General features: G+C 57.4%; 19 protein-coding genes. 8 read left to right on the top strand and 11 right to left on the bottom strand.

The features are described 5' to 3' along the window. Positions 1–7: 7 nt before the first annotated feature. From AXW11_RS01695 to AXW11_RS01705, 3 genes are all read right to left on the bottom strand, one after another. Complete coding sequence (locus AXW11_RS01695; protein WP_041334163.1) at positions 8–1,630, bottom strand: M28 family metallopeptidase; 1,623 nt, start codon at positions 1,628–1,630, stop codon at positions 8–10. Positions 1,631–1,881: 251 nt separating this feature from the next. Continuing rightward, positions 1,882–2,625 carry a substrate-binding periplasmic protein gene (locus AXW11_RS01700; RefSeq protein WP_051947020.1) on the bottom strand — a complete coding sequence of 248 codons (744 nt, stop codon included), beginning with the start codon at positions 2,623–2,625 and terminating at the stop codon, positions 1,882–1,884. Positions 2,626–2,760: 135 nt separating this feature from the next. Beyond that, positions 2,761–3,684, bottom strand: coding sequence for a helix-turn-helix domain-containing protein (locus tag AXW11_RS01705; protein WP_041334166.1), 924 nt, complete (start codon positions 3,682–3,684; stop codon positions 2,761–2,763). 121 nt (positions 3,685–3,805) lie between these two features. Here AXW11_RS01705 and AXW11_RS01710 point away from each other — a divergent pair, with 121 nt between their 5' ends. Beyond that, positions 3,806–4,669 carry a DMT family transporter gene (locus AXW11_RS01710; protein WP_036209353.1) on the top strand — a complete coding sequence of 288 codons (864 nt, stop codon included), beginning with the start codon at positions 3,806–3,808 and terminating at the stop codon, positions 4,667–4,669. Between the two features lie 24 nt (positions 4,670–4,693). Here the strand turns inward: AXW11_RS01710 and AXW11_RS01715 are convergent, their stop codons facing one another. The 3 genes from AXW11_RS01715 to pdxR form a co-directional block, all read right to left on the bottom strand. After that, positions 4,694–7,117 carry a putative bifunctional diguanylate cyclase/phosphodiesterase gene (locus tag AXW11_RS01715; RefSeq protein ID WP_091640831.1) on the bottom strand — a complete coding sequence of 808 codons (2,424 nt, stop codon included), beginning with the start codon at positions 7,115–7,117 and terminating at the stop codon, positions 4,694–4,696. A gap of 94 nt (positions 7,118–7,211) precedes the next feature. Then, a complete protein-coding gene (locus AXW11_RS01720) occupies positions 7,212–7,355 on the bottom strand; it encodes a DUF3096 domain-containing protein (protein ID WP_007152669.1) in 144 nt (47 codons plus the stop codon). Between the two features lie 41 nt (positions 7,356–7,396). Next, complete coding sequence (pdxR, locus tag AXW11_RS01725) at positions 7,397–8,827, bottom strand: MocR-like pyridoxine biosynthesis transcription factor PdxR (protein ID WP_091640834.1); 1,431 nt, start codon at positions 8,825–8,827, stop codon at positions 7,397–7,399. Positions 8,828–8,920: 93 nt separating this feature from the next. Between pdxR and AXW11_RS01730 the strand changes: the two genes are divergently transcribed. The 3 genes from AXW11_RS01730 (at position 8,921) to AXW11_RS01740 (ending at position 12,605) form a co-directional block, all read left to right on the top strand. Then, a complete protein-coding gene (locus AXW11_RS01730) occupies positions 8,921–9,541 on the top strand; it encodes a pyridoxamine 5'-phosphate oxidase family protein (protein WP_075196998.1) in 621 nt (206 codons plus the stop codon). A 120-nt stretch (positions 9,542–9,661) separates the two neighbouring features. Further along, positions 9,662–9,988 carry a hypothetical protein gene (locus tag AXW11_RS01735; RefSeq protein ID WP_036209362.1) on the top strand — a complete coding sequence of 109 codons (327 nt, stop codon included), beginning with the start codon at positions 9,662–9,664 and terminating at the stop codon, positions 9,986–9,988. Between the two features lie 40 nt (positions 9,989–10,028). Then, positions 10,029–12,605: a DUF2339 domain-containing protein gene (locus tag AXW11_RS01740; RefSeq protein WP_041334168.1), complete on the top strand. Its 2,577-nt coding sequence runs from the start codon at positions 10,029–10,031 to the stop codon at positions 12,603–12,605. 47 nt (positions 12,606–12,652) lie between these two features. Here the strand turns inward: AXW11_RS01740 and AXW11_RS01745 are convergent, their stop codons facing one another. The 4 genes from AXW11_RS01745 to AXW11_RS01760 all read right to left on the bottom strand — a co-directional run bounded on the left by AXW11_RS01745 (position 12,653) and on the right by AXW11_RS01760 (position 16,732). Further along, entirely contained in the window at positions 12,653–13,072 is a 420-nt protein-coding gene (locus AXW11_RS01745) for a DUF7282 domain-containing protein (protein WP_041334169.1), read from the bottom strand. A gap of 106 nt (positions 13,073–13,178) precedes the next feature. Beyond that, complete coding sequence (locus AXW11_RS01750; protein WP_041334171.1) at positions 13,179–13,934, bottom strand: anti-sigma factor; 756 nt, start codon at positions 13,932–13,934, stop codon at positions 13,179–13,181. Beyond that, positions 13,931–14,479 carry a sigma-70 family RNA polymerase sigma factor gene (locus tag AXW11_RS01755; protein WP_041334173.1) on the bottom strand — a complete coding sequence of 183 codons (549 nt, stop codon included), beginning with the start codon at positions 14,477–14,479 and terminating at the stop codon, positions 13,931–13,933. The genes AXW11_RS01750 and AXW11_RS01755 overlap by 4 nt, the downstream gene beginning before the upstream one ends. 159 nt (positions 14,480–14,638) lie before the next feature. Further along, complete coding sequence (locus AXW11_RS01760; protein ID WP_177190576.1) at positions 14,639–16,732, bottom strand: TonB-dependent siderophore receptor; 2,094 nt, start codon at positions 16,730–16,732, stop codon at positions 14,639–14,641. A 256-nt stretch (positions 16,733–16,988) separates the two neighbouring features. On the opposite strand from AXW11_RS01760, the gene AXW11_RS01765 reads away from it, so the two are divergent. Both AXW11_RS01765 and efpL read left to right on the top strand, forming a co-directional pair. After that, positions 16,989–18,026, top strand: a complete 1,038-nt coding sequence (locus tag AXW11_RS01765) for a threonine aldolase family protein (RefSeq protein ID WP_036209376.1) — start codon at positions 16,989–16,991, stop codon at positions 18,024–18,026. 88 nt (positions 18,027–18,114) lie between these two features. Then, positions 18,115–18,681, top strand: a complete 567-nt coding sequence (efpL, locus tag AXW11_RS01770) for an elongation factor P-like protein EfpL (RefSeq protein WP_036209377.1) — start codon at positions 18,115–18,117, stop codon at positions 18,679–18,681. A gap of 43 nt (positions 18,682–18,724) precedes the next feature. Here efpL and AXW11_RS01775 read toward each other — a convergent pair whose 3' ends face one another. Beyond that, complete coding sequence (locus AXW11_RS01775; protein WP_007152658.1) at positions 18,725–19,177, bottom strand: Lrp/AsnC ligand binding domain-containing protein; 453 nt, start codon at positions 19,175–19,177, stop codon at positions 18,725–18,727. A 158-nt stretch (positions 19,178–19,335) separates the two neighbouring features. On the opposite strand from AXW11_RS01775, the gene AXW11_RS01780 reads away from it, so the two are divergent. Both AXW11_RS01780 and putA read left to right on the top strand, forming a co-directional pair. Then, on the top strand, positions 19,336–22,836 hold the full coding sequence (locus AXW11_RS01780) for an NAD-glutamate dehydrogenase (RefSeq protein WP_091640837.1): 3,501 nt from the start codon (positions 19,336–19,338) through the stop codon (positions 22,834–22,836). 169 nt (positions 22,837–23,005) lie between these two features. Beyond that, positions 23,006–26,635 (top strand): bifunctional proline dehydrogenase/L-glutamate gamma-semialdehyde dehydrogenase PutA, encoded by a 3,630-nt coding sequence (putA, locus tag AXW11_RS01785; protein WP_041334174.1) that lies wholly within the window; start codon positions 23,006–23,008, stop codon positions 26,633–26,635. Positions 26,636–26,645: the final 10 nt, after the last annotated feature.

A 26,645-nucleotide genomic window follows, 5' to 3' on the forward strand; every position in this document is an offset into this window, starting at 1 on the left:
AGTCATGTCACTTGATCCACTTGTCGCCCCAATGGGTGATGTCGTGCTTCTGCTCCACTTGCAGTGTGCGGGCGCCAGCGGCCGGTTCTGCTTCTTCCGCGGCAGCAATTTCCTCGTCAATCACTCGCGTTGAGAGTGACAGCCAACTGGTCACGAAGGCGGCAGCATCGCCGTTGATCTCAAGAGCGAGCTCGTCGACGTTGGTGATGTCGTCACAGGCTGAGTGATAACAGGGGTCGAAAGCAACGCCAGCCTCGCCACCGAACTTGGCCGCCTGCTCTTCGGTTTTCAGCACTTCCGCACCGGTAAACAGCCCGCCAAACGCAATGCCGTCCTCGAAGAACTGCGCGTAGTCTGAGCGGAAGCTGATTTGCGTGCCCTCTGAGGCGATTTCACGCAGGTTGAAGTACTTCTCGAACAGCGCCTCCGTGGCGGCTGATCCCGGAGGACCTGCCAGATCGAAGTCAGAACCATCGCCATCGTAGATAAAGTTGCCGAAGTTGGGCGAACCAATCATGTCGTAGTTCAGGTAGACCTTGATCTTGTCCTTCTCTTCCTGGGAAAGGCTGTTGACGTAGAACGTTGAGCCAACCAGGCCGGCCTCTTCCGCACCCCACCAGGCAAAGCGGACCTGATTACGGGGGTGAGCCCGTTTCATTTGCAGGGCCAGTTCAAGAAGCGCAGCGCTGCCGGAGCCATTGTCGTTGATACCAGCCCCTTCAAACACTGAATCCAGGTGAGCGCCCGTCATCACGACGTTGTCAGGGTTGCCCCGATTGGTTTCGGCAATCACGTTGGAGGTTTCGGTTTGCTCTCTCACCACGTTGGTTACGACTCTGAGCTGGAGGTCCTGCTGCTCAACCCAGCCAGCGCCAATGTCGTAGGTGGTGAACACGACGGGAACTCCCCCGGCGTAGTCATCGCCGAGCGTGGCGTTGATCAGGCCTTTGCGGTCTTCCGTGTTGCCCTGGTTGAAGATCACCACACCCGCGGCGCCAGCATTGGCCGCGTTGGTTGCTTTCTGCCCGAAGGCGCAGGCTCCCCGTTGGATGACGGCGACCGATCCAGCGGGGAAGTCGGTAAAGTCCTCGGGTTCACAGCCACTGGTGGAGGTATTGTCGGGGCCGAGTTGAACGTCAACGGCAACGGCCATGCCCGTCACATCGCCCGGCTCCGTCTGGGACAGGTAGGTAAAGTCCTCTTCCCAGACATAGTCGGTCGGAGTGGGTGCCGTGGCCTGCAGAATGCCGTCTCCGGTCGGGTAGAAGGCATTGAAAGGAAACTGCTGGATGGTCACGTCATAGCCCGCACTCTCCAGTGTGGTTTTAACGTAATCGACCGTCGCCTGGTATCCAGGTAAGCCGGCAGCGCGATTGCCATCATTGGCTTCGGCAATGCCGTATAACCGGTCCAGGTGGTATTGGATGTTGCTTGCCTGCATGCAGCGGGGCAGACCAAATGGCGTGCTATTGAGAATGCCAAAGCGACACTCAAACGGACTGATTCGATCCGGGCTCCAGAAATCGTTGAGTAAATCGCCGGTGGATTTCTGGCCTGGCGAGGCGTGTGCGGTTATTGCAAAGAAAAGGGATCCTAAAGCCATGGTGCGGCTTGCGGTGCTGATTTTCATTGTGATTCTCCAATCCTGGGAGTTTGTTGTTAGGTCCGCTTGTGGCGGACTTTCAGCGCGGGGAGGCCTGAATGGATGTTAAACAGGCGCCCGGGCATCACTACTTCCATCGATGCCTACCGCAAGACTAGTCGCGGTTTTTTTGTCCATCCAGGCGGAAAACATTACAAAACGTTAGGTTTCGGGAGGCGCCGACGTGAGCGTTGGTCACGTCGGCGTTGGGAGGCAGGAAGGGCGCTCTTGCGGTGCGCTCAGAATCCGTAGGAGCGGGAAATGGTCTCCTTTTCGCCGGACTCAACCAGTGCCTGGTAACTTTTGTTCAGAGCCTGCAGGATCTCGGGGGCGGTGTCCTTGTGGACGGCGAGATACATTGGCGTTTCACGGAACACCAGAACGCGCTCGAGCCCGGTTACATCGGACGCATCAGCAGCCAGGTATGGGCCAGCCAGACCGTCAGCTACCCAGAGGTCAATCTGATCCTGGACCAGGCGGCGCGCATTCAGGCCGTTGTTGCTGATTGCGGAAACGTCAAAGCCCTTGTCGATCAAAAAGTTGGTCATGACGTCGCCCTTGTACCCACCGATCTGATAGCTGTGGGCATCGTTCAGGGTGTTCAGTTCAATGGACGAACCGGGTTTGGCGAACAGTGTCCATTCGATGGAGGACAGTGGCCCCACCCAGTCGAAAAAAGGCGCTCGATCCTCTGTTTTGGATACACAGTAGATGGCGTGGTCAGGATGCCGTTCGGCCCGGTTGAGGCCATAGCTGAGGTCCCGGAGTTTAATGCTGTAATCCAGCTCGGCTTTACCCAGAAGCGCCTTCACGACATCGGTACAAAGACCCGTGATGTCTGCTTCTGAGTGGGCAAATGGCTGACCATTGGTGGTCATGTTATAAGGAGGGTATTGCTCTGTGTAGATCCGCAGTTCTTCTGCGGCAGTCGTACAACCTGCCGTTAACATCAGGGCCATTGTCAGCCCGAATTTTCCTTTCATGAACCCACTCCACATGTATGGTTACGGTATTTACGGAGTGCGGCATGATATTGAAGAGGAATCCAGCGTGGCATGCTGGATTCCTCTTCTTTACATTTTGGCAATGTAGTGAAAGTGGCAGGTAATGCTGACGTTCTACCGGGCGTTTGTCCGGGCACGGTAGACGGAAGGTGTCTCTCCGAACCTCGCCTTGAATGCCCGGCTGAACTGGCTGGCGTCGTTGAAACCGCAGTTGAGGGCGATGGCAGTGATTTTACTTCCCGGTTGGCGGAGTAGGTCCCGGGCCCGGGTCAGGCGTTGTTCCTGAACGTATTGATAGGGTGCGCAGCCAAAGGTCGCCCGGAACAGGCGGGCAAAATGGTAAGGGCTCAGATTAACCCAGCCCGCCATGTCCGCGAGGGTCAACGTCCGGTCCAACTGCGCGTGAATACGTTCCTGTAGCAATCGGCGGTAACGCAGTGAGAGTTGTCCGGTAACAGAGGGAGTTGCCTGCTGTACGTTCGAGTGACGACTAACCACCTGTAGTAACAGCCACTGGGCCAGGTGATCCATCGCCATGGACTGACCGGGGGCGAGCCAATCACTCAGTGCCAGTAACTGGCCCGCCTGGGCCAGAACCGGGTCCTGCGTGTGGTATCGCTCACTGAGTTCAACCCGGTCAGGCTCGCAGTCCCAGGTCTGTTCTGCGCAGCGGGCGATGTCCAGGTCATTGAAGTAGAGGTGGAAGAATTCGAATTGGCCGTCGATCTGCCAGGTGGATTGACTGCCGGCGGGAAACAGGCAAACAGCCCCCGGAAAGCCCTGGCTCACGGCCCGTCCGTTTACCACCCGCCTCGCTTTGTCGCCCTCGTTAATGTAAATGCTCAGGGCGTGATGGCGCGGTCGCTCGTAACGCACCTCGCCCTTGCGGTTCTGCCACTGTGCGAGGGCGCGGCCCTGGTCCAGCTCCATGAGCTTTTGAGGCGCCACGCCAGCGGCTCGCAGCGCGTCCACAATGTCGCGGCGTTCCCTGTGGGGATTCTTCGTTGAATCGGGTATCTGGGGTGAGCTGGTCTGCATATCGGGCCTCCGCAAGAATCATCCATGGTTGCGCAGGATCTGACAAGTTTTCCCCTTCGCGCTGTCATAAGATCGGCCACTAGATACATCAATGCGTCACTTATTAAAGGGAATGACTATTATGCCGATTTCCATGCACTACGGTTTGACGGTACTGATCTGGGGCCTGACCTGGACGGCCATTCGCCTGCAGGTTGAGTCTGCGCCGGTGGATGTTTCGGTGTTCTATCGTTTTTTGATGGCTTCTGTTGTGGCTCTGGTGGTGCTTGCATTGCTTGGGCGCCTGCAGACGTTGACGCTCAAGCAGCATGGCTGGCTTTTTTTGCAGGGGCTGACGCTGTACAGCGTGAACTTCCTGCTCATATACCGTGCTGCCGAGTCCATGACCAGTGGTTTGCTGGCGGTGGTGTTTTCACTGGCGGCGCTGTTCAATGCCTTGAATGGCTGGCTATGGTTGCGGTTGAAGCCCACCGCCCGTCTGTATCCCGCTGTGGCGTTAGGGATTACAGGCGTGGCGCTGCTGTTCTGGCATGATTTGCAGCTTGGTAACGCCACCGGTGCCAGCATCCTGTTTGCGGCTGCCGGCACGTTCTGGTTTTCCATGGGGAACCTGGTGAGTATCAAGGTTCGGCTGGCGCAAATCCCCTTGTTGGTGGCGAATGCCTGGGCCATGGTTTACGGCGCTGTGATCCTCGGCGTCTGGTGTCTGTTGCAGGGAGTGGAGTGGGTGGTGCCAACCTCCGCGACCTTCTGGGGCGCAACGGTTTTCCTGGCGGTACCCGGCTCCATTATTGCGTTTTATTGCTACATCACTGTGATCCAGACCCTCGGTGCCGACCGGGCTGGCTATGCAACGGTGCTGTTTCCGGTGGTTGCCCTGAGTGTATCGACCTGGCTGGAAGGCTTTGAATGGACAACAACCGCCGTATTGGGTGCCCTACTGGCCATCCTGGGAAATTACGTGCTGTTTCGCCGAGTCAAATGATATCCCGTGGGGCCTCGGAAACCGCTACCTTGTATGGAGCTTCAGATGCGTCACCTTTTCCGAGAGACGGCTGGGTTCCGTGCCGAGGATGTCATCCAGTGAGGAAGGCCGATGGATCCAGAAGCCCTGGAGAAGATCCACGCCGATCTCCTTGAGTAACGACGCTGCATCCTCGGACTCGACGTACTCGGCCACCGTGATCATGTCCATGGTTCGGCCAATGTCATGAATGGCCCTGACCATTGCAAGGTCTGTTTTGCTGGTGACGATATCGCGAACAAACATCCCGTCGATCTTCAGGCAGGTAACTGGCAACCGGCGCAGGTAACCAAACGACGACAACCCTGAACCGAAGTCGTCCAGGGCAAAGCTGCACCCCATGTCGCTCAGGCGTTTCATGAAGGCCTGAACTTCCAGCAGGTTATGGACGGCGGCAGTTTCGGTGATTTCGAAGCAGATCTTGTTCGCTGGAACCCCGTAATGGTGGAACCTGCCAACCACAAAATCCGCGAAGTCTGTTTGATCGAACGAGCGACCAGACAGGTTGATGTGGCAGGCTTCCAAGGCACCAAGGTGTTCTGGGGCGGCGGACAGTTTTTCGAGTACATTCTCGATAACCCAGCGGTCGATTCTCGATGCCATGCCATAGCGCTCCGCAGGGGGCAGGAAAGCACTGGGAGGCACCACCGAACCATCCTGTGAGCGCATGCGAATCAGCACCTCGTATCGCAACCCCTTGCCCCGGCCCGTGGGCGGGGCAATTATCTGGCATTCAAGGAAAAAGCGGTTGTCCTGAAGCGCGGTCTGAATGCGGTTGTGCCATTCCATCTCGCCCTGCTGGGAGGCCATCTGCTTGTCGTCCATCGACATCACGCACACGCGGTTGCGGCCGCTGTCTTTGGCGGTGTAACAGGCAATGTCGGCGGCTTTCATCAGGGCGCTGATGCCCGCGCTTTCTGCGGTTATAGGCACCACGCCAATACTGCAACTGATGGTGTGGCTGGTTTGCTGCCAGGAGAACACCAGGTGGTCGAGAGAGGCCCGCACCTTTTCAGCCACATGATGGGCGGTGTCGAGGTCGCAGTTCTGAAGAATGATACCGAACTCGTCGCCGCCCAGTCTGGCCAGGATGTCCGCTTCGCGTAGATTCTTTGAAATGATGTCGGATACCTGGCGCAGAAGTTGGTCGCCCGCGTCATGGCCCGACGTGTCGTTCGCCAGCTTGAACTGGTCCAGGTCGATGTAGCAGAGGGCGTGTTGCTTTCCTCCGTTGCGGACGTGCCCGAGATGGCTGGCAAGCTGCTGCTCAAAGGCTCTTCGGTTTATCAGGCCGGTCAGGCTGTCATGGGTCGCCATGTAGCTCAATTCCGTCGACAGACGGTGAGACTCGGAAATGTCTTCCATAACCGTTGTGAAGTACGCTGAAGCGCTGGGCACATCCCACACGCGGGATACGGTGAGCCTGGCCCACAAGAAGTCATTGTCTTTTCGAACAATGCGATGCTCGGTCGTATAGCTGTCGATGTTACCGAAGCTGATATCCCGTCGTTCTTCCCGGGCAACGTCCCAGTCTTCCGGATGGACCAGCTCCCGATAGGGGCGATGCACAAGGTCATCGGGCCGGTAGCCAAGGATGTCGCAGGTCGCCTGATTGGCATTAACGATTCGGCCCTCGGTATCAATCTGGATGATACCGATGGCGGACTGCTCGAAGATCGAGCGGAAGTTCTGCTCGGTTCGATTGAGCAGTCTCACCAGCCGGAATCCCAGGAACCAGGACAGCAGCGCCACAAGAGTCAGGAACAATGCACTGACAACAGACAGGAAGCTGGCGGCCCAACGCGAGGCGTCTCCCATGGAAAGGCGGAATTCCCGGGCATTCACCTGCAGTTGCTGGTCAACAATCGCGAGCTTGTCTCGCAGGGCCTGCAGTTGCTCGCGATCCGGAGGTGCCGCCAACCACTCTCGTTCCATCGCGTTGCCGATCTGATCCAGTTCAAACAGCAGGTCATCGGCGCCCTCCCAGGCGGTTAACGCCCGCTCCAGTTGATCAAGCCACGAAAAAAGACGGATCAGCAGAATCATGCGGGTCAGGTCTTCTTCATGGTTGCCCCCTTGGAGAAAACCATGCTTGGCACGTTGCCAATCGAGCGTATCGGAGGTGATGGCGACGCGGGCGTGCAGATCGCCGATGGGAACCGCCAGCGCCTGCCTCGCCTTCGCAAGGTGCGAAAAATCACCAGATTCGGAAAACCGGTTGAGGTGGTGGACAGTATCGATCTGCGCTCGGGACCAGACGCTTTCGCCCCAGGTATAGGCAGTGATTGCCGACTGCACCTGCACCACGGCGACCATGAAACACACCGTCAGGATGATCGTGAGGCACAGTCCTGCCACCAGCGCAATCAGTTGTCTTTGAAGATTGGGTTGCTGTCCTTTGCGTCGCATGGCTGCCGGTACTCTCCATACATGGTGCAAAACAACATAAATGGCGCACCACAAATAGTGCCAGTAGGTGGCGCTTTCTCGATGGGGCGCCGGCTTACAACGTATGCCCCAACAACCCCAGAACGCCGAGGATGATCAGATAGCCCGCCACGATGTAGTTCAGCAGCTTTGGAAACACGAGTATGCCAATGCCCGCGCCCAGGCTTATCAGTGGTGCCAGTTCAAGGTGAAGTGTCATAAGAGTAGTATCCCTGTCGAGTACGTTGGAGCGTGTTTTTTCTATCTTTCATCGTAGTCGGTAAGTCTGCACAGTGCATCCACGCACGCCTCGATCTGTGACTCGCTCGCACTCGCGAATCCCATCACCAGCCCGGTTTGCACTGTTTTTCCGATGTAGTGCTCGCTGAGGGCCGTGCTGCCGAAGCCCAGGCCTCTCAGTTGCTGGCTCAGGGCAAGGTCATCCACGTTGCCTTTCAGAACCAAATGCATTCCGGCACTTTCCGCTATAGGGGCCAGCCTGCCGCCAAGCTTTTCGGTAACCCGCGCCTGAAAATGATGCCACTTATCACGATAGAGTTGGCGCATACGGCGCAGATGTCGTGTGAACTGGCCGCTGTCGATGAACTCGGCGATGGTTGCCTGGGTCAGTAATGGTGTCTCTCCGCCGCTGACACGCTTGGCCCAGAGGAAATGGTCGACGAGTGCCTCTGGTACGATCAGGTAGCCGACGCGCAGGGCTGGCAGCAGTGTCTTACTGAAGCTACCCACATAGAGAGCGGGGGCGGTATCGAACATGCCCTGAATGGCTGCAAACGGTTTGTTATAGAAATGGAACTCGCTGTCGTAATCGTCTTCCACGATCCACGTCTGGTTTCGGCGCGCCCACTGTAGCAATGCCATGCGCTGTGACACATCGAGAATGCCCCCCATGGGGTACTGATGAGTTGGGGTGCAGAACAGCAGTTTGGCAGCGCCAAGGCTGTCCAGGACACCAACATCCAGAACCTGTTGCTTGAGCGGTACGGGCAGCAGTGGGTTGCCGTGACGACCAAGGGCGTAGCGGGCGCCCCGGTAGCCGGGGTTCTCAACAAAGACCCTGTCACCGGGTTTTAACAGCACGTCTGCAATCAGCGACAGCGCCTGTTGAGCCCCATTGGTCACGATCACTTGGTGTTCCTGGCAACGCACCCCGCGGGAAGCTCGTAAATAATCAGCAATGGCTCTGCGCAATGGCTGGTAACCCTGGGTTGTGTCATAGCCGCGAAGGCTTGTTCGGCTCTCCTGATGGTGCAGTATTCGGTTCCAACTGCGAATGGGGAAGGCGTTGATGTCGGGCAGCCCGGGCTGGAAGGGCAGGTTGGCGTCCTCCCCGAGCTTCAGGCGGCTGGCGGGAGCCGGCGGCAGTGGCGGCAAGGTCATGGCCTGCGTGGTTTGAATGGCTCCGCCGGTAGGTTGGTTGATGGCCAGGTTGAGGTCTTGATGCACGAATACGCCCCGACCAGCCCGGCTTTGCAGGAAACCTTCGGCTTTCAACTGGTCGTAAACGGCATTGACGGTGTTGCGGCTGATACCCAGGTCTGCTGCCAGCTGACGGCTGGAGGGCAGTTGGCTTCCCGGCGGATAACGTCGATGGATAATGCGTTGGGACAGGTGTTGATAAAGCTGTGTTTGCAGCGGTGTGGTGTGTTCGAACCGTATATCGTCAATCACCTTAACTGGTCCTATTGAAATCTATAATCTGGATCTTTCCATGGTATCAGATGTTGCTTCTAATAGAGACGTACTTTGCAAAAGGAGCATACGATGTCTCGGAAGGAAATCACGGATACCCCTTTATCACTACCGTTATCACCGCCGTCATCACCGCTGTCTTGCTGTCCTCGCAGTCGGGTGAAGCGCGCGGCCAGGAGAGCCAGTTATGAGCGGGCGCCGGCTTACGCTCTGATCGATAGATTAAAAACAGCGCATGTGGGTTTTGTGGAAGAAGGTGAGCCACGCATCATCCCGATCACGGCCTGGCGTCTTGCTGACGACCTTTACCTGCATACACTCAGCGGTGGCAGGTTGGCGCAGACGCTGGCATCGGGACAACAGTTGTGCATTTCATTTGCCGTGACAAACCAGTGGGTAATGACTAAGTCAGCGTTCCACCACAGTGCCAACTATGAATCGCTGGTGCTGTTTGGCAGGGCCTCGCCAGTGTCGGATGATCGTGAGTTCGACGCCGCGTTCCAGGCCATCATTAATCAGATTGAACCGGGCCGCTGGGAGCAGGTGCGTGCCCCTAATGCGAAGGAGCGGAAGGCAACGGCATTGTTCCGGATTCCGATCGAGGAGGGCGCGTTCAAAAGCCGGGATGGTGGTCCTGGAGAGGAACCCGAGGATATGGCGCTCCCGGTGTGGCACGGTGTGCTGCCCGCGTAAGGTGAGTATAGGCGTTGATGCCCCCGATCGTTGGCCGGCAGGTTATGATTGGGGGTCATTCAAGGTAAACTGTGTTCACAATCGTTTCATTTACTTGCCAGATAACACAGGCAGCAACGCATGTCCGATGTTGATCCCCTGAAAGCCTTGTCCGATATTGCCAGTGATGCCCATACCCGCATCCAGGCTGCCCATGAGCACATCAACCCAGTGTTGGAAGTGCGCCGGGGCATGCGTGATTCGGGTATTCCTGCGGATGTCATGACCATTGACTGTCTGCGCACCCGTCGCCGCATAACGTTGATCCTGCACGACAACCAGCCAGGCGTGTTGTTGTATCAGTTTGTGACCATCGATGATGAAGTGGGTGATGAGTTCCAGGGCATGGCGTTGTCGGAGGTCAGTGCCCAAACGCTGGTGGACTGGATGCAGGATTATTTTGGATAAGCGGGCCCTTATGTCGGGCGCCTGACACACGAGGGGCAGCATGGAAGCATTATTGATTATTCTGGCACTTGGTCTTGCCATACTCCTGCCGGTGGGCTCCGTGCTGGGTATTCTTGCGTTTTCCCGACGTCGTGATCAGTCGGAACGCCTTGAGTCCCTGAACCGGGAAGTGTCCCGTTTGCGCGAAGAAGTGACTTATCTAAAACAACATTTGGGCGGAAAGGACCAAGACCAGCCGGCCCCGGAGCTGGAGCTTGAACTCGACGAAGCCGTTGTCGAGGACACGCCAGCCCCTTCTGAATCAAGCCCCTCTTCTGACACAAGCCCCTTTCCTGACACAAGCTCCCCGGGAGCGGATGCGACGTCACGCGATAAATCTCGCTTTGTCCAGGCCCTGAAGGATAACTGGATGGTCTGGCTTGGTGGCCTGAGCGTTGGGTTGGCCGGTATTTTCATGGTCAGCCACTCCATCAACGCAGGAATGATCGGCCCATCGCAGCAATTGATGTTGGCGCTATTCAGCGGTCTTGCGTTGCATGCGGGAGCGGAGTACCTGCGTCGTCGCAACCGGGGTGCAAACGAAGTATTTGCGGCGCTGGCGGGTGGAGGCAGTATCACCCTCTATGCGGCATTGCTGGCGGGCGTTCACCATTACGGGCTGGTCGGCCCTACCGTGGGTCTGTTCGGGCTGGCCATTGTGTCTCTGGGTACCATGGTGCTGTCGCTGTTTCATGGCCCGCTGCTTGCTGTCATGGGGTTGAGTGGCGCCTATCTGGTGCCGTTATTGATCGGTGGCGATGATGGCAGCGTGGCTTTTGTGCTGTCTTACAGTTTCCTGATCACCGTCAGTTCGTTGATGTTGATGCGTTATGTCTATCGGGACTGGCTTTGGTACGCCACGTTATCCGGCGCGTTTCTGTGGTGGTTGGCCACGTCCAGCGGAGCCGCCATCGGCGCCTCAACAGCCTGGTACATCGCCGCCCTGTTTGTGGTGTTTGCCATGGTTCCGGTTCGCGCAAAGCAGGCGTTGCCGTATTTACGGGAAGTCTTGATATCCCTGCTGGTTCTCTGGGCACTATCGATGGTCGGGCAGGGTGATCGCCCGTTTTTCTGGAGCTGGCTTATCATATTGCCGGCCGCAGCTCTGGTGCCGCAGAGTCGTGGAGCGCTCTGGTTCCTGCCCTGGGCCGCGGTGCTGGTCAGTGCGCTGGGATGGCTCGGATACGTCGGGCGCAATGGCACCGAGGTGACCTATTTTACGCAGATGGCGCCGGAGCATCAGGGTGGTTTTCTGTCCTACCTGATTGGGGCCGCCATACTCTCCACCGGGCTCGGATTATGGCACTGGGTTCGCCAGAATGATCGCCGCCGATGGGCCTCCTTCACACTGTTGTCGCCACTGGTTTGGGCGGTGCTGGGTTGGCTGTTAATACACGGCCACCAGACGTCGTCCGCCTGGTCGGTTGCAATGTTGCTGGTTGGCGGCGTATACGGCGTTCTCGCGTGGAAGCTCGAAAGCGTGCAGCGCTATCGAGTGGGCGTTGTCTGGGCAGTGATGGCGGCACACGTCAGCTATTCCCTGGCGGCGATAATGATTGTTCGTGAGGCGTCACTCACCCTCGCCCTGTCTGCTCAGTTTGTCAGCCTTACCTGGCTGGCGCGGCGTTATCAGATGCCCGAACTTCACCTGCTGTTGAAGGTGGCCCTGGCCCTGGTGGTGGCACGGCTGACGTTCAACCCCTGGCTGCAGGATTACGATACCGGTCTCCATTGGTCACTCTGGAGCTATGGTGGGGCGACGTTGTTTGCCGGCATTGCCACCTGGCTGGCGGGGAAGGATCGCGCCATTCGTCCTTGGCTGGAGGGGGCAACCCTGCATCTACTGGTGCTGTTCCTGGGTGCCGAGATGCGTTACTGGCTTTATGATGGCGATATTTTTTCCCAGCAGTACAGCTTTACCGAGGCTGCAATCAACACACTGCTCTGGGGTGCACTGGGCGTGACCTATATGGTGCGTGCCGGGGCAAGTGAGTCACTGGCCTGGCTGTACCGGTTGTTCTCGCGGATACTGGTTGCGCTGTCGATGTTGAGTTATCTCGCTCTGGTGACGCTGCACAATCCCTGGTGGGGCAGCGGCCATATTGGCGATACACCGATCATCAATATGCTGCTTCCCGCCTACGGTGGTCCCATTCTGCTGGCACTTGCGGTCAGCCGGTTTCCCTTGCTTGCGCCCCGGTTCTGGTCGTTGTGCGTGGCGTCTGCCGGTTTTCTGCTGTTTACCGCGCTGGAGATCCGGCAACTCTGGCAGGGGAGTGACATGGGGTTGTCGTTCGGTATGTTAGAGGGTGAGCTTTACACTTATTCGGTTGTCAGCCTAATGTACGCGATCGGCGCTATTGCCTACTCCGCCAAGCGTGACAATGCGGTGCTCTACAAGGCTGGTATGGCTCTGTTGGGACTGGTGATTGCCAAGATCTTTCTGGTCGATATGGCCGGCCTACAGGGGCTTTGGCGAGTGGCGGCCTTTATGGGGCTTGGGCTGGCGTTACTGGGGTTGGCCTGGATGTATCGGAAAGCGCAGCCTTCGGCGGGTAATCAGACCCTCTCCGACTGATCAGGTGGGGCCGCGGGAGCGGCCCCACCCAGTTGTTTGCCGGTCGCTTACTTCGCTGTGATGGTTTTCATCACAAGCTTACCGTCTTTCTTGATGGGACCATCTTCCTTGGCGCCCAGGGTGTATTCGAAAATGCCCGTTTTCATGCCACCGTCTTCGCTATGAAGCATCAACATCAGCATGTCACCGGATTTGACGTCTTCAGTCAAAATGGCGGCCACATCTGTGTTTTTACCCTTGCGAAGGGGCGCGTGTGCCACGACCGGGCCTGGCTTGCCACTCTCATCCGTGCGGTGCACCACGAGCCAGCCATTTTTCTCGGCAACCACTTTCTTGGCAGTCACGGTGCCGTCCGCAACTGACTGATTGTCTCCCCAAACCCCGACTTTCATGTTGTCCATTGCCAATGCGGAACCAGAAGCCAGAGTTGCGGCTAGAAATGCGCTTGTCATCAAATGCTTCTTCATTGTGTTCTCCTTGCTTTCGGGTTGATCCCATCCTGATATTTTGTTCGATGGGTGTAACCACAGTTACGGGGCGTGGTTCCCAAAAGTTTCAGCAAGGTAAAAAGAATCAGTGAGAGGGTTCAGAGGCCCCATCAGCAACGGGATACAGGTAGCCGTGTATGGCTGGCCCGGTGGGCTGGCCAGTAGGTGAACCGCCTTCAGGCTCTACGCTGATACCGAAGGTGGCTTCCTTCAGTAGTTCAGGATCGTAGTCACGAAGTGCTGCGCGCTCCAGCTCAAAGTTGTCGTTGAGTACGCCCAGGGAACGGGGATTCGGCCCGAGTGAATCGGCCTTAATCCACATCTGGTAGGATTTTCCCTGCATGGGTTCGGCCGTTACCGGACGAATCTGCATTTGACGGTTGTTGAGGTCTACCGAGAGCATGAAGGCCGGCTGCTGGTCATTCTGCTGGAACACGGCCACAAACGATTGCGGGCCCTGCTCTGGCGCAGGTTGGAATATGAGAACGGCCACCAGCACCATGGCAGCGGCAGACGTCAGGGCCGTACTCCACTGCCAACGCCGAAGGCGCTTGTGCAGGGAAACCACGTTGGATTGATCGTGGCTGTCAGTACCAACACTCGCTTGGCGCGTCTCAAGGGCATCGATGTGTTGTGCAATCCGTTGATACAGCTCAGGGTCTGGCGTGACCGGCGTTACTTCATCCGCCAGAGCAGACAGGCGCTGCTCCCAGGCAGTGATCATTTCGTCGAGATCCGGTTCGCTTTGCCGACGCACGGCCACAGCGGCCCGCTCCCGGGCTTCCAGTGTGCCCAGGACGAACTCTGCTGCAAGCATGTCCAGATCGTCGCGGTCGGTCATGGTGTGAGACACCCCTTCAGTTGTTTCAGTGCCCGATGCAGCCAAGTTTTGACGGTATTGACCGGCTGATCAAAATGCGTGGCCAGATCTGCTCTGGACCAGCCGTTCAGATAGGCCAGCCGCACCATGTCGCGGCGGTCTTTTTCCAGTTCCTCCAGGCAAAGGTTCAGTTGGTTCACGGTCTGCTGGCTTTCCACTTGTGATTGGGCATTGGGTACTTTGCTGGCAAGCTGCTCCAGCTCATCTTCCGGTGCCTTGCGACTTGCCGGCTGCTTTCGCAACTCGTCGATAGCACCGTTGCGGGCAATGGTGACCATCCAGGTAATCGCAGAGGCCTTGGACGCGTCGAATTGATCCGCTTTTCGCCAGATCTTGATATACGTATCGTGAACGACTTCCTCGGCCCAGCCCCGGTTATTCAAGATACGGGTGATGGTACCAAGAAGTTTCGGCGCCGTTGCTTCATACAGTGTTGCAAACGCTGCGCGGTCTTTTGCGGCAACGCCCTTAAGAAGCTGGCTGAGTTGGTCGGGGGACTCTGACATGGATGGCGACTCCGCGCCTGATGGGGCGCGGCCAGTGGTGGATGAACTGAACGGTTCAGACATGCAGGAGTCGCCAACGGGTGTGTGAAAAGTTGCCTCGTGATACGCAGATTGCCGTGTTCGGGTTTATTTCGTCAAGCAAGTTTGTGTGTGAGCCCTTCACCAACGGTAGCGGACGCTGGCAACCACGCTGCGGGCTTCGCCGTAGTAGCACCAGTAATCACAGCTTGCGACGTATTCCCGGTCCGCAACATTGGTGACGTTCACCTGTGCCTGCCAGTTGCGGGTTACATCGTATTGGGCCATCAGGTCCAGAACCGTGTACGAGGGAACATCGGTCGTGCCGTCGCGAGTAGAGCCCACATAGCGTGCGCCGCCGCCGATTTTCAGGCCTGGCACGTGGTCGACGAAACTGTAATCCAGCCAGGCTGACGCCATATGTCTAGGGATAAGCGGGGCTGCGCGTTCGCTGTTGTCGGTCTCGGTTTCCTTGATCGTGGCATCGCTGTACGTGTACGCGGCGGTCAGTTCCAGTTGGTCGGTCAGGTAGCTGACACTCTCTAGTTCAAAGCCAGCCGTGGTGCGCTCCCGGTCCTGGATCTGGAAACCGCTTTGGCTGGTGCCGAGGGAATTCTCTTCTTCGATCCGGTAAATCGCCGCTGTTACGTAGCCATCCAGATCGTCCGGAGCGATTTTGACGCCGGCCTCCAATTGCTTGCCTTTCCTTGGTTCGTAAAGGTCGCCAGTGCCATCAGTACCTGAAATAGGCTGAAATGATTCGGTGTAGGACATGTAGGGCGAGAATCCGTTGTCCGCCAGATACATCACACCACCGGAGAGGGAGAATTCATCAGCATCGGCTTCCTGGCGTGTGCCGGCCGTACGATTAACGCTGTCGACTTCGGCCTGGTCAAAGCGACCACCGGCCAGGAACACCCAGCGATCATCCAGGCGCAGTTGATGTTGCAGGTAGTAGCCTGTCTGCTGCTTGTTGATGTCCTGTACGATCAGATCTGTGGCAGTGATTGGCGTGAAGTTGCCGTACTGCGGGTCGAACAGGTCGATAGGACCGCCAAACGGAGTAGATCCTCCAGCGCCGTTCTGTTTGCCCTCGTTTTCAAGATCCTGATAGTCCACCCCGAACAGCAACGTGTGTTCGGTGCGGTCGGTAAACCACTTGCCCACCAGGCGATTGTCGATTGTCCAGCTGTTGATCTCGCCGTCCCGGTAGACCAGATAGCGCTGACCTTCCCGCGGACCTGTCTGGAAGAAGATAAAGCTGCTGCGTAACAGCAGGTCTACCTGGCTGTAGCGGAAGTCCTGCTCGAAGGTCCAGGTGTCGTTTAGGCGATGACTCAGTGAATAGCCGATGGCTGACTGGGTGCGTTCGTTGGTGTCGTAGCCTGGCTCGCTGTAGTTGGTGGACGGGTCCACTTTGCCAAAAGGCGTGTCGTCTATGGTGCCAAATGGCAGCTTGAACGGATTGGTCGGAATGGCGTCGTCCTTCTGGATACTTGCCAATAAGGTGAGCTCGGTGCTGTCAGACATCTCCCAGGTCAGGCTTGGGGCCAGGTAGTAGCGCTCGTTCTCGGTGAAACCCAGATCGCCTTCGTTATAGCGGTACAAGCCAACCAGACGGTAGCTGAGATCGTTTCGATCGCCGACGGGTCCGGACGTATCGACCCCAAGCTGGCGATGCTCATCGGTTCCTGCCTGCAGATTGATCTGGCCCTGAACAGTATCGGTAGGTCGCTTGCTGATTGCATTGATGACACCACCCGGAGGCGCTTCGCCGTACAGAATGGACGCAGGGCCTTTGAGCAGTTCTATGCGCTCCAGGCCAAAGGGTTCAGGTAGCCACTGGTAGAACCCCTCGCGATAGATTCGCAGGCCGTCCTGATAAGTCGACTGGTCGAAACCACGTATCTTCAACCAGTCGGTATCGTTGTCCTCACCATACTGTCCCGAGAGCACCCCGGCACGGTAGCGGAAGGTTTCATCAAGCGCCTGCACGTTGCGCTCTTCCAGTTCCTCCTGCTCCACCACCGAGCCGGGCCGGGGGGTTTCCATCAACGGGGCTTCCACTTTCAAAGCGGTTGCGGATACAACCAGCTCTCCCAGGCTCGTTGGTTCGCTGGCATCGTCCTGCGCAGCCGCGATAGCTGGAACACAGATTGCCGAGCAGGTTGCCAAAAGGGTTAGTGTGCGCCTGATCGCCAGCGTGAGCTGGTGCGGGGTGGGAGACTGGGCCATCGAAAACCTCCGGAAAACGCTGGGAGAGAAATGAACGGATGTTCATGTTGGATGGCGGCAATCATATCAGCCGGATTAAATAATGCAAATCAATCTCATTATGATTAATGATTTCAGGTGGCATTCTCACTCGTAGGTCTGTGTTCGGCGGCATGTCGTGACGAGCTGAGGAAAGCACTTTTCTGAGTAGCAAATTCGGAGTTTTGCAAATAGAGTTAAGGTCTTATCAGTCTTTTCGATACAGCCTTCCAGGAGTATGCCCGTGTCTGAGTCAGAACAGTTTGCCAGTGATAATTACAGTGGCATTTGCCCGCAAGCCTGGTCCGCAATGGCCGAGGCGAATGGTTCTGACGAGCCAGCGTATGGGGAAGACCGCTGGACACAACGAGCCGCCGATGGGCTTCGGGGCCTATTCGATACCGACTGCGATGTCTTTTTTGTGTTCAACGGCACTGCCGCAAACTCACTGGCACTGGCATCCATGGGGCAGTCATTCCACAGTGTGATCTGCCACGAACTGGCGCACATCGAGACCGACGAGTGTGGCGGGCCGGAGTACGCTTCCAACGGTGCAAAACTGCTTTTGGGGCAGGGGCCGAACGGCAAGCTGACGCCAGAGAGTATTGAGCACCTGGTCACCAAGCGCACGGATATCCACTACCCCAAACCCAAGGCCCTGAGCCTGACCCAGGCAACTGAGGTGGGTACTGTCTATTCTCCAGACGAGCTACGCGCGATCCGGCAAACGGCTGATCGTTTCAACTTGAATATCCATATGGACGGAGCTCGTTTCGCCAATGCCGTAGCGGCGCTGGATGTGCACCCTTCCGAGATTACCTGGAAAGCTGGCGTGGACGTACTGTGTTTCTCGGGCACCAAGAACGGCCTGGCTCTGGGGGAGGCCGTTGTGTTCTTCAATCGTGCGTTGGCAGAGGACTTCGAATGGCGCTGCAAGCAGGCGGGGCAATTGGCGTCAAAGATGCGCTACATTTCCGCGCCCTGGTGCGGGCTGCTTGAAGGTAATGTATGGCTGGAGAATGCCCGGCACGCGAATGCCTGCGCAGAGCGACTGGCGAAGGGCCTGGAAGGCTTGCCGGGTATCGGGCTCCGTTACCCCAGGCAAGTGAACGGCGTATTTGTAGAAATGCCTGACCCGGTGCAGGCGGCGCTGCGCGACAAAGGGTGGAAGTTCTACAATTTCATCGGCGGAAGTGCCCGTTTGATGTGCTCCTGGTCGACCACCCCGGAGCAGGTTGATCGCTTTCTGGCGGACTTGCGGGCGCTGGTGTCCTGATTTTGGTGTCGGGCCTCTCGCCAGCGTCGTCGCTTCATGATATATCAGCACCCTGTTTGTCCCACTTTAAATTCCGGAATCCGTAGCAATGCCAAAAGCAGGTGAAATCAAAAAGAATTCGGCGATCGAGTACGAAGGTGGTGTCTACTTCGTAAAAGATATTGAGCGTTCTGTCCCGCAGGGGCGTGCCGGTGGCAGCCTGTATCGCATGCGCCTTTACGACGTTGTAACCGGCTACAAGATCGACCAGACCTTCAAGGACTCCGATATGCTGAACCTGGCGGATCTGGTCCGTCGGCCAGCAACGTTCTCCTATTCGGATGGCGAGGAGTACGTCTTCATGGATAGCGAGGACTATACGCAGTACAGCCTGAATGGCGAGGCCATTGCCGATGAACTGCTGTTCATCAACGAAGAGACTCAGGGCTTGATGGTGGTTCTGGTGAGCGATGCGCCAGTGGCGCTGGATTTGCCCCCTACGGTGGACCTGCTGATCGAAGAAACCGACCCGTCGGTAAAGGGTGGCTCGGCCACTGCCCGCACCAAGCCGGCCAGGCTCACCACCGGCCTGGTGGTGCAGGTGCCCGAGCATATTTCCACGGGCGACCGCATTAAGGTCAATGTCGATGAGCGGCGGTTTCTGGGGCGGGTTTGATCCTCGGCTTACCCGATAGCGGGGCTTTCGGTGCCGTTGTGGCTCATAGCCCCGCGTCTTTCACATTCTCCATGACCACAAACGTGCTGGTCTGCAACACATGGGGCAGCGCCGATATCTGCTCCCCCAGCACTTGCCGGTATTCTGCCATGTTCCGCGTGCGTACTTTCAGCAGGTAGTCGAAGTTGCCGGCAATCATGTGGCATTGCTCTACCGCTGAAATCTGCTTCACCGAATGGTTAAAGGCCGCAAGGGCATTGCTGCTGGTGTCGTTCAGGGTGACCTGGGCAAAGGCAATATGACTCTGTCCGAGTTTGGTCTGATTGATCAGGGCTGTGTAACCCGTGATATAGCCCTGTTCTTCGAGGCGCCTCATACGGACCTGGCAGGGGGTTTTTGACAAACCAACACGTGACGCCAGTTCGGTGACGGTCACCCGTGCGTGTTTTTGCAGTTCGCGGATGATGGAGTGATCGATCCTGTCCAATTCGACCATAACTTATTTCTCGATATGGATATACGGCTATACAAAGCCAAGAATATAATCAAATTGCCTGCATTTTAAAACTTTATGGGCAAAGAGTCTTTCGTGAGTTGTCTATACTGGGGATGTTCCGTCATACATGCCCCAGTTGATATCCCCGGAGATCTCCGATGACCCATTCCGATTCCCCTCAAAAGCAAACCCTCCTGGAACAGCTCTCCGAGGCGTTGGAGGGTGAGGACTACGACCCGGACGATTCCGGCCATCTGCGTGACGTTGTGGCGACGATGCTGGAGGAGTCCCAGTCCTGGGACGACGCGCTGCACCGCCGTTTGACCGAGGTGTTGGGTAAAGCGGAAGGAAAGCGTTGGGCGGGGATGTTCAGCGGCGGGTTCCCTTCGAGTTACCGATCGAGATTCTCCGTCGCGGAGGCCGCTGGCGATATCCAGCAAATCCAGTCCATTGCCCTCAGTTCTGATGTGCCCATGAGGTTCTACACATCATCGGAGCAGGGAGAGCAGGAACTGAACTTCAAGCTCTACAGTCAGGGCAAGCCGGTGATTCTGTCAGATGTGATTCCGATCCTTGAGAATCTTGGCATGCGAGTGTTGGGGGAGCACCCGTATCGTATTCGGCGGCGTGACGGCGAGCAGTTCGGTGTCAGTGATTTTACCGTGGAATGTCATTCCCGCTGCCGTGGCGCAGATGTCGAAGCGGCCAAACCGCGACTTCAGGAAGGGTTCCGGGAAATCTGGAATGGTTTCGCTGAAAACGACGACTTCAACCAGTTGATGATGGCGGCGGGTCTGAATTGGCGTGAAGTCAGCCTGCTGCGAGCCTACTCCCGCTACATCAAGCAGTTGCGCTTCGGATTTAGCCAGCCCTTTATTGCCGACACCCTGGCCCGGCACCTGGATATCACGGCGTTGCTGGTCGCCCTCTTCAGCGCTCGTTTCGATCCTGTTTTGGGCAATCGGGAATCTGAATCCGAGCACATCGAGAACCGGATTCTTGAGGCTCTCGACGCCGTAACAAGCCTTGACGACGACCGTATCCTCCGGCGGTTTTATGTACTGATCAAGGCCACCCTCAGAACCAACTATTTCCAACGCCAGGACACCGGCGAGTTCAAAGGCTATATCTCGCTTAAACTCGATCCTTCCAGCATCCCGGATATTCCCAAGCCATGCCCGCGTTTCGAGGTATTCGTGTGTTCCCCTCGGGTGGAAGGGGTTCATCTCCGGGGAGGCGCCGTGGCCCGTGGTGGTTTGCGCTGGTCCGACCGTAGCGAAGACTACCGCACAGAGATACTCGGGCTGGTGAAGGCCCAGCAGGTCAAGAATTCGGTCATCGTACCCGTGGGTGCCAAAGGGGGCTTTATCGTCAAGCAGCCTCCGGAAGGCGGCTCACGCGAGGCACTGAGAGAAGAGGGTATTGCCTGCTACCAGACATTCATCCGCGGTTTGCTGGACCTGACCGACAACCTGAATGAAGGCAGCGTAGTGCCACCGGTTGACGTGGTCCGTCACGACGCCGATGACACCTACCTGGTGGTGGCCGCCGACAAAGGCACGGCGACCTTCTCTGACATTGCGAACCGGCTTTCCGGGGAATACGGCTTCTGGCTTGGTGACGCTTTTGCCTCCGGCGGCAGTGAGGGGTACGACCATAAGAAAATGGGTATTACCGCGAAGGGCGCCTGGGAGTCGGTCAAACGTCATTTCCTTGAGAAAGGCATCGACACCCAGGCCGACGAATTCACCGTTGTGGGTATTGGCGACATGGGCGGGGACGTGTTTGGCAACGGTATGCTGCTGTCGGATCGCATTCGCCTTGTGGCAGCCTTCAATCACCTGCACATCTTTGTGGATCCGGAGCCGGATGCAGCGGCGTCGTTCGCCGAACGCAAGCGCCTGTTTGAAACGCCGGGATCGAGTTGGGAGGACTACAGTGCAGAACTGATCAGCGAGGGTGGTGGTGTGTTCTCACGGGCTGCCAAATGGATTCCCGTGTCGCCACAGATGCAGGCACGCCTCGGCATCCGTGAAACCCGCCTGCCGCCCAATGAGTTGATCAGTGCGCTGTTGCAGGCCCCGGTGGACATGCTCTGGAATGGTGGTATCGGCACCTACGTGAAAGCGGCTGGCGAGACCCATGACGACGTCGGCGACAAGTCCAACGATGCCGTAAGGATAGACAGCCACCAGCTACAATGCGGGGTCCTTGGTGAGGGCGGAAACCTCGGTTTCACCCAGCTTGCTCGCATCGGTTTTGCCAGAACCGGTGGTGCCGCCAATACCGACTTTATTGATAATGCCGGTGGGGTGGACTGTTCGGACCATGAAGTAAACATCAAGATTCTGCTCAACGAGCGGGTGCGAAGCGGGAAGATGACGCTGAGGCAGCGTAACCAGATGCTCCGGGCAATGACTCCGGAAGTGTCGGAGCTGGTGCTGCGGAATAATTACCGTCAGGCCATGGCTCTGAGCCTGGCCGCCACGGGGGCGGTTGCCACTACGGACGAGTACGAACGCCTGATGCGGCGGTTGGAGGCAGAGGGGAAACTTGATCGGTCCCTCGAATTTCTGCCCGACGACGAGGAACTCCGCTCGCGGCGAGAGCGTGCTTCGGGGCTGACTCGCCCTGAGCTTTCGGTGTTGATTTCCTACGCCAAGATTGAACTGAAGCAGGCGTTGCAGGCTGCGCCTATTGTTCACGACGATCGTTTCTCCGCAGCCCTGTACTCCGCTTTCCCGGGCTCGTTGCTCAAGCGTTTTCCAGACGCGATCGATGCCCATCCCCTGCGCGGGGAAATCGCTGCAACGCAGATTGCCAACGATATGGTGAATCGCATGGGCATCAGTTGGGCGGACAAGCTGCGTAATGCCACCGGTGCCGACTGTGGCCGGATTGCCGCCGGCTACCTGATCTCCCTCCAGATCCATGACGTAGAAACCCAGTGGAAAGCGATCGAAGCGCTTGACGGGAAAATCAGTGCCGGCGTGCAGGCGGAGTTGTTCAGCGATGTGATTCGCCTGGTTACCCGCAGTACCAGCTGGCTGTTGCACAATCGCCGGGCTGACCTGGACCCGGAAGCCTGTGTTGCCCACTATCAGCGGCCGCTGGCAGAGGTGTTGGCGTCGACAGAGAGCCTGGAGGCGGTGATTCCTGCAAGTCGGTGGCAGGAACGCTATGATAAATACTGTGAGCACCATGTTCCGGAAAAACTGGCAGCCTATGCCGCCTCTGCAGAAAGCCGCTATTGGCTGATGGATATTATCGAGATTGGTCGTCAGTTGGATCGGGATCTTGAGTCGGTGGCCTGGGTGTACTTCAGCTTGGGTGAAGGTCTCAAACTGACCTGGCTGGACCGTCAGATGCGTGCCTTCAAGGCCCGAGGGCACTGGCAGGTACTGGCGACGCTTCATTACAGGGACGAACTGGACCACCAGTTGCGGAACCTGACCGCGAGTGTACTGTCCTTCGCGTCCGAAGGGGGCGGATCGATGTCTCCTGAGCAGTCGCTTGAACGTTGGCGTGAAGACAAGCAGGCTCTGTTGAGCCGTTGGCAAAAGATGCTGGCTGATATGCAGGCCGCGAGTGACGTGGATTGTGCCGTGTTCTCGGTGGCCCACGGCGTGCTTCGGGAGCTGGCTGCAAAGGCAGCTTAGTCATCTGTCAGGGTGTTTTCGTCTGAAAATTAATCATTTCACAGGAAAAATGTAAATTTTAATTAACCAAAAAAGCCTGAACGTCGCGCTTGTATGGTTTTTACAGTCAAATAGTCTTTGTCGTTCCCGGTAGAATGCGGGAAAGATAAACAACTGAGAGGGTTCAACCATGAGACCGCAGCAATCAGAGACTCCCACACTGGTCGATAGCCGGCAGGCCATCCGCAATTATTACCTCGCGGACGAACACAAGGTGATTAGTGAGATGATTGCTGGCGCCCAGTTGACCCGGGCAGAGCGCGATGGAATCTCGGAGCGCGCCGCCGATCTGGTACGCAGCGTCCGCAAGAATGCCAAGTCCACCATTATGGAAAAATTCCTGGCGGAGTACGGCCTCACGACCAAGGAAGGCGTTGCACTGATGTGTCTGGCTGAGGCGTTGCTGCGTGTGCCGGACAATATGACCATTCACGAGCTGATCGAAGACAAGGTCACTTCTGGCGCCTGGGGTACTCACGTAGGCAAGGCGTCCTCAGCACTGATCAATACGGCGACCGTGGCGCTGTTGATGACCAGCAATCTATTGAAAGACTCTGAGCGACACAGCGTGGGTGACACGTTGCGCAAGCTGCTGAAGCGTTTCGGCGAGCCGGTCATTCGCACGGTTGCCGGTCAGGCCATGAAGGAAATGGGCCGTCAGTTCGTGTTGGGCCGTGATATCGACGAAGCCCAGGACGAAGCCAAAGAATACATGGAAAAGGGGTATACCTATTCCTATGACATGCTTGGTGAGGCTGCCCGCACCGATGAGGACGCCAAGCGCTATTTCGACTCCTACTCCAATGCCATTGATAGCATTGCCAAGGCCTGCAAAGGCGATGTGCGCAAGAATCCGGGTATCTCCGTCAAACTGTCCGCACTACTGGCCCGATACGAATATGGCAATAAAGAGCGGGTGATGAACGAACTGCTACCCCGCGCCAAAGAGCTGGTAAAGAAGGCCGCAGCGGCCAATATGGGGTTCAATATTGATGCCGAGGAACAGGATCGGCTTGATCTGTCCCTTGACGTCATTGAAGCCCTGGTCGCGGACCCGGAACTGGCCGGTTGGGACGGTTTTGGTGTTGTGGTTCAGGCTTACGGCAAGCGTTCAGCCTTCGCGCTGGACTGGCTGTACGGGCTGGCTGAGAAGTACGACCGTCGCTTTATGGTGCGCCTGGTAAAAGGCGCGTACTGGGACGCCGAGATCAAACGCGCCCAGGTAATGGGCCTGAGCGGTTTCCCGGTATTCACCCGCAAGGCCTGCAGTGACGTTTCGTTCCTCTCCTGCGCAACCAAGCTGCTGAACATGACCGACCGGATCTATCCGCAGTTCGCCACCCACAATGCCCACTCGGTATCGGCGGTGCTCGAGCTGGCCAAATCCAAAGGCGTGGATAACTATGAGTTTCAGCGCCTGCACGGTATGGGTGAATCACTCCACAACGAAGTGTTGAAAACCAGTGGTGTGCCTTGCCGGATTTATGCCCCGGTTGGCCCCCACAAAGACCTGTTGGCGTATCTGGTACGTCGCCTGCTGGAGAATGGCGCCAACAGTTCCTTCGTGAACCAGATCGTGGACAAGAGCATTACGCCGGAAGAAATCGCCAAAGACCCGATAGACTCCGTTAAAGAGATGGGCAGTAATATCTCAAGCAAGGCGATCGTCCACCCCTTCAAGCTCTTCGGCGAACAGCGCAGAAACTCCAAGGGTTGGGACATCACCGATCCGGTGACGGTTGCGGAAATCAACGAAGGCCGGGACGCCTATCGTGACCATCGCTGGAAAGGCGGTCCGATCATCGCTGGCGAAGTATCCGGTGCGGAAGTGCAAATGGTCCGTAATCCCGCCGACGCGGAAGACACGGTTGGCCATGTGACGCAGGCGTCCGAGGAGGACGTGAACACAGCAATCACCGCAGCTCAGGAAGGCTTCAAGGCCTGGTCGGCCCGGTCCGCCGAAGAGCGGGCCGAGTGTCTTCGCAAGGTCGCTGACCTGTATGAGGAAAATGCCTACGAGCTGTTTGCGCTGGCCACCCGCGAAGCCGGTAAGTCGCTGCTGGATGGCGTCGCTGAGATTCGGGAGGCGGTGGACTTCGCCCAGTTCTATGCCAACGAAGGTATTCGCTACAAGGACAGCGGTGAGTCGCGCGGAGTCGTGGTGTGTATTTCGCCCTGGAACTTCCCGCTGGCGATCTTTACCGGCCAGATTCTTGCCAACCTGGTAGCAGGCAATGCTGTGTTGGCCAAGCCGGCCGAGCAGACCTCGCTATTGGCGGTAAGGGCCGTGGAGCTGATGCACCAGGCCGGTATTCCGGAAGATGTGATCCAGTTGCTGCCGGGCACCGGTGCGACGGTTGGCGGGGCGTTGACATCCGATTCGCGGGTCGCCGGCGTTTGCTTCACCGGCTCGACTGCGACGGCCCAGCGCATCGACAAGAAGATGAGCGAGAACATGGCCCCCGATGCCACCCTGGTGGCGGAAACCGGTGGTCTGAACGCCATGATCGTGGACTCCACGGCGCTGCCGGAACAGGTGGTGCGGGATGTTCTGGCGTCATCTTTCCAGAGCGCGGGCCAGCGCTGTTCTGCACTGCGCATGCTGTATGTGCAAAAAGACATTGCCGACCACCTGCTGGAAATGCTGTATGGCGCGATGGATGAATTGGGCATTGGTGATCCCTGGTTACTGTCCACCGATGTTGGCCCGGTCATCGATGAGACGGCCAGAAAAAAGATTGTCGACCACTGTGACAAATATGAAGCCAAGGGCCGGCTGATGAAGAAAATGACGGTGCCGGAGAAAGGCAACTTCGTGTCACCTGCGGTGATCAGTGTCAGCGGCATTGAAGAGCTGGAAGAGGAAATCTTCGGCCCGGTGCTGCATGTGGCCACATTCGCGGCCAAGGACCTGGACAAAGTCGTCGATAGCGTTAACGCCAAGGGCTATGGACTGACCTTCGGTGTTCACAGCCGGGTTGACCGCCGCGTCGAACGCATCGCCAGCCGTATCAAGGTTGGCAACACCTATGTTAACCGCAATCAGATCGGTGCCATTGTCGGCTCTCAGCCGTTCGGTGGTGAAGGTCTTTCCGGTACCGGCCCCAAGGCCGGCGGCCCGCAGTACGTGCGTCGTTTCCTGAAAGGCGAAACGGTTGAACGCCCGGCGGATGTCAGTGCCAAAGCGGTGGATATCAAGAAGCTTGAAGGGCTGATTGGCAAGGTAGTGGATGTGAAAGCGCCTGCGCCGGAGCCCAGAATTGAAGCCATGAAGCCTGTTTTCGGTGATGTGCCAGCACCGCTGGACGCCCATGCCGAGGAATTGCCGGGGCCAACGGGTGAGCTGAACCGCCTGAGCAATCATGCCCGGGGTGTGGTGCTCTGTCTTGGTCCGGACAAGGAAACCGCGTTGGAGCAGGCTGCAATGGCTCTGTCCCAGGGCAACAAGGTGGTTGTGGTTGCGCCGGGCACCCAGGATACGGTTGACCGTGCTGCCAAGGCCGGTTTGCCGATCGTGGGTATTGAGGGCCTGTTGGAGCCAGAGGCATTGTCCCAGGCGCGTGGTTTCCAGGCAGCCGTAAGCTGCGCTGAGCCGTCCTTGCTGAAGGAGTACCGTCAGGCCCTGGCGAAGCGGGAAGGTGCGCTGTTACCGCTGATCACCGAACACAAGCTAGACCAGAGGTTTGTGATTGAGCGCCACCTGTGTGTGGACACCACGGCGGCGGGTGGCAACGCCAGCCTGATTGCAGCATCCGAGTAACGACCTGTCA

The organism is Marinobacter sp. Hex_13 (assembly GCF_001566815.1).
GTDB classification, from domain to species: Bacteria; Pseudomonadota; Gammaproteobacteria; order Pseudomonadales; family Oleiphilaceae; genus Marinobacter; species Marinobacter salarius.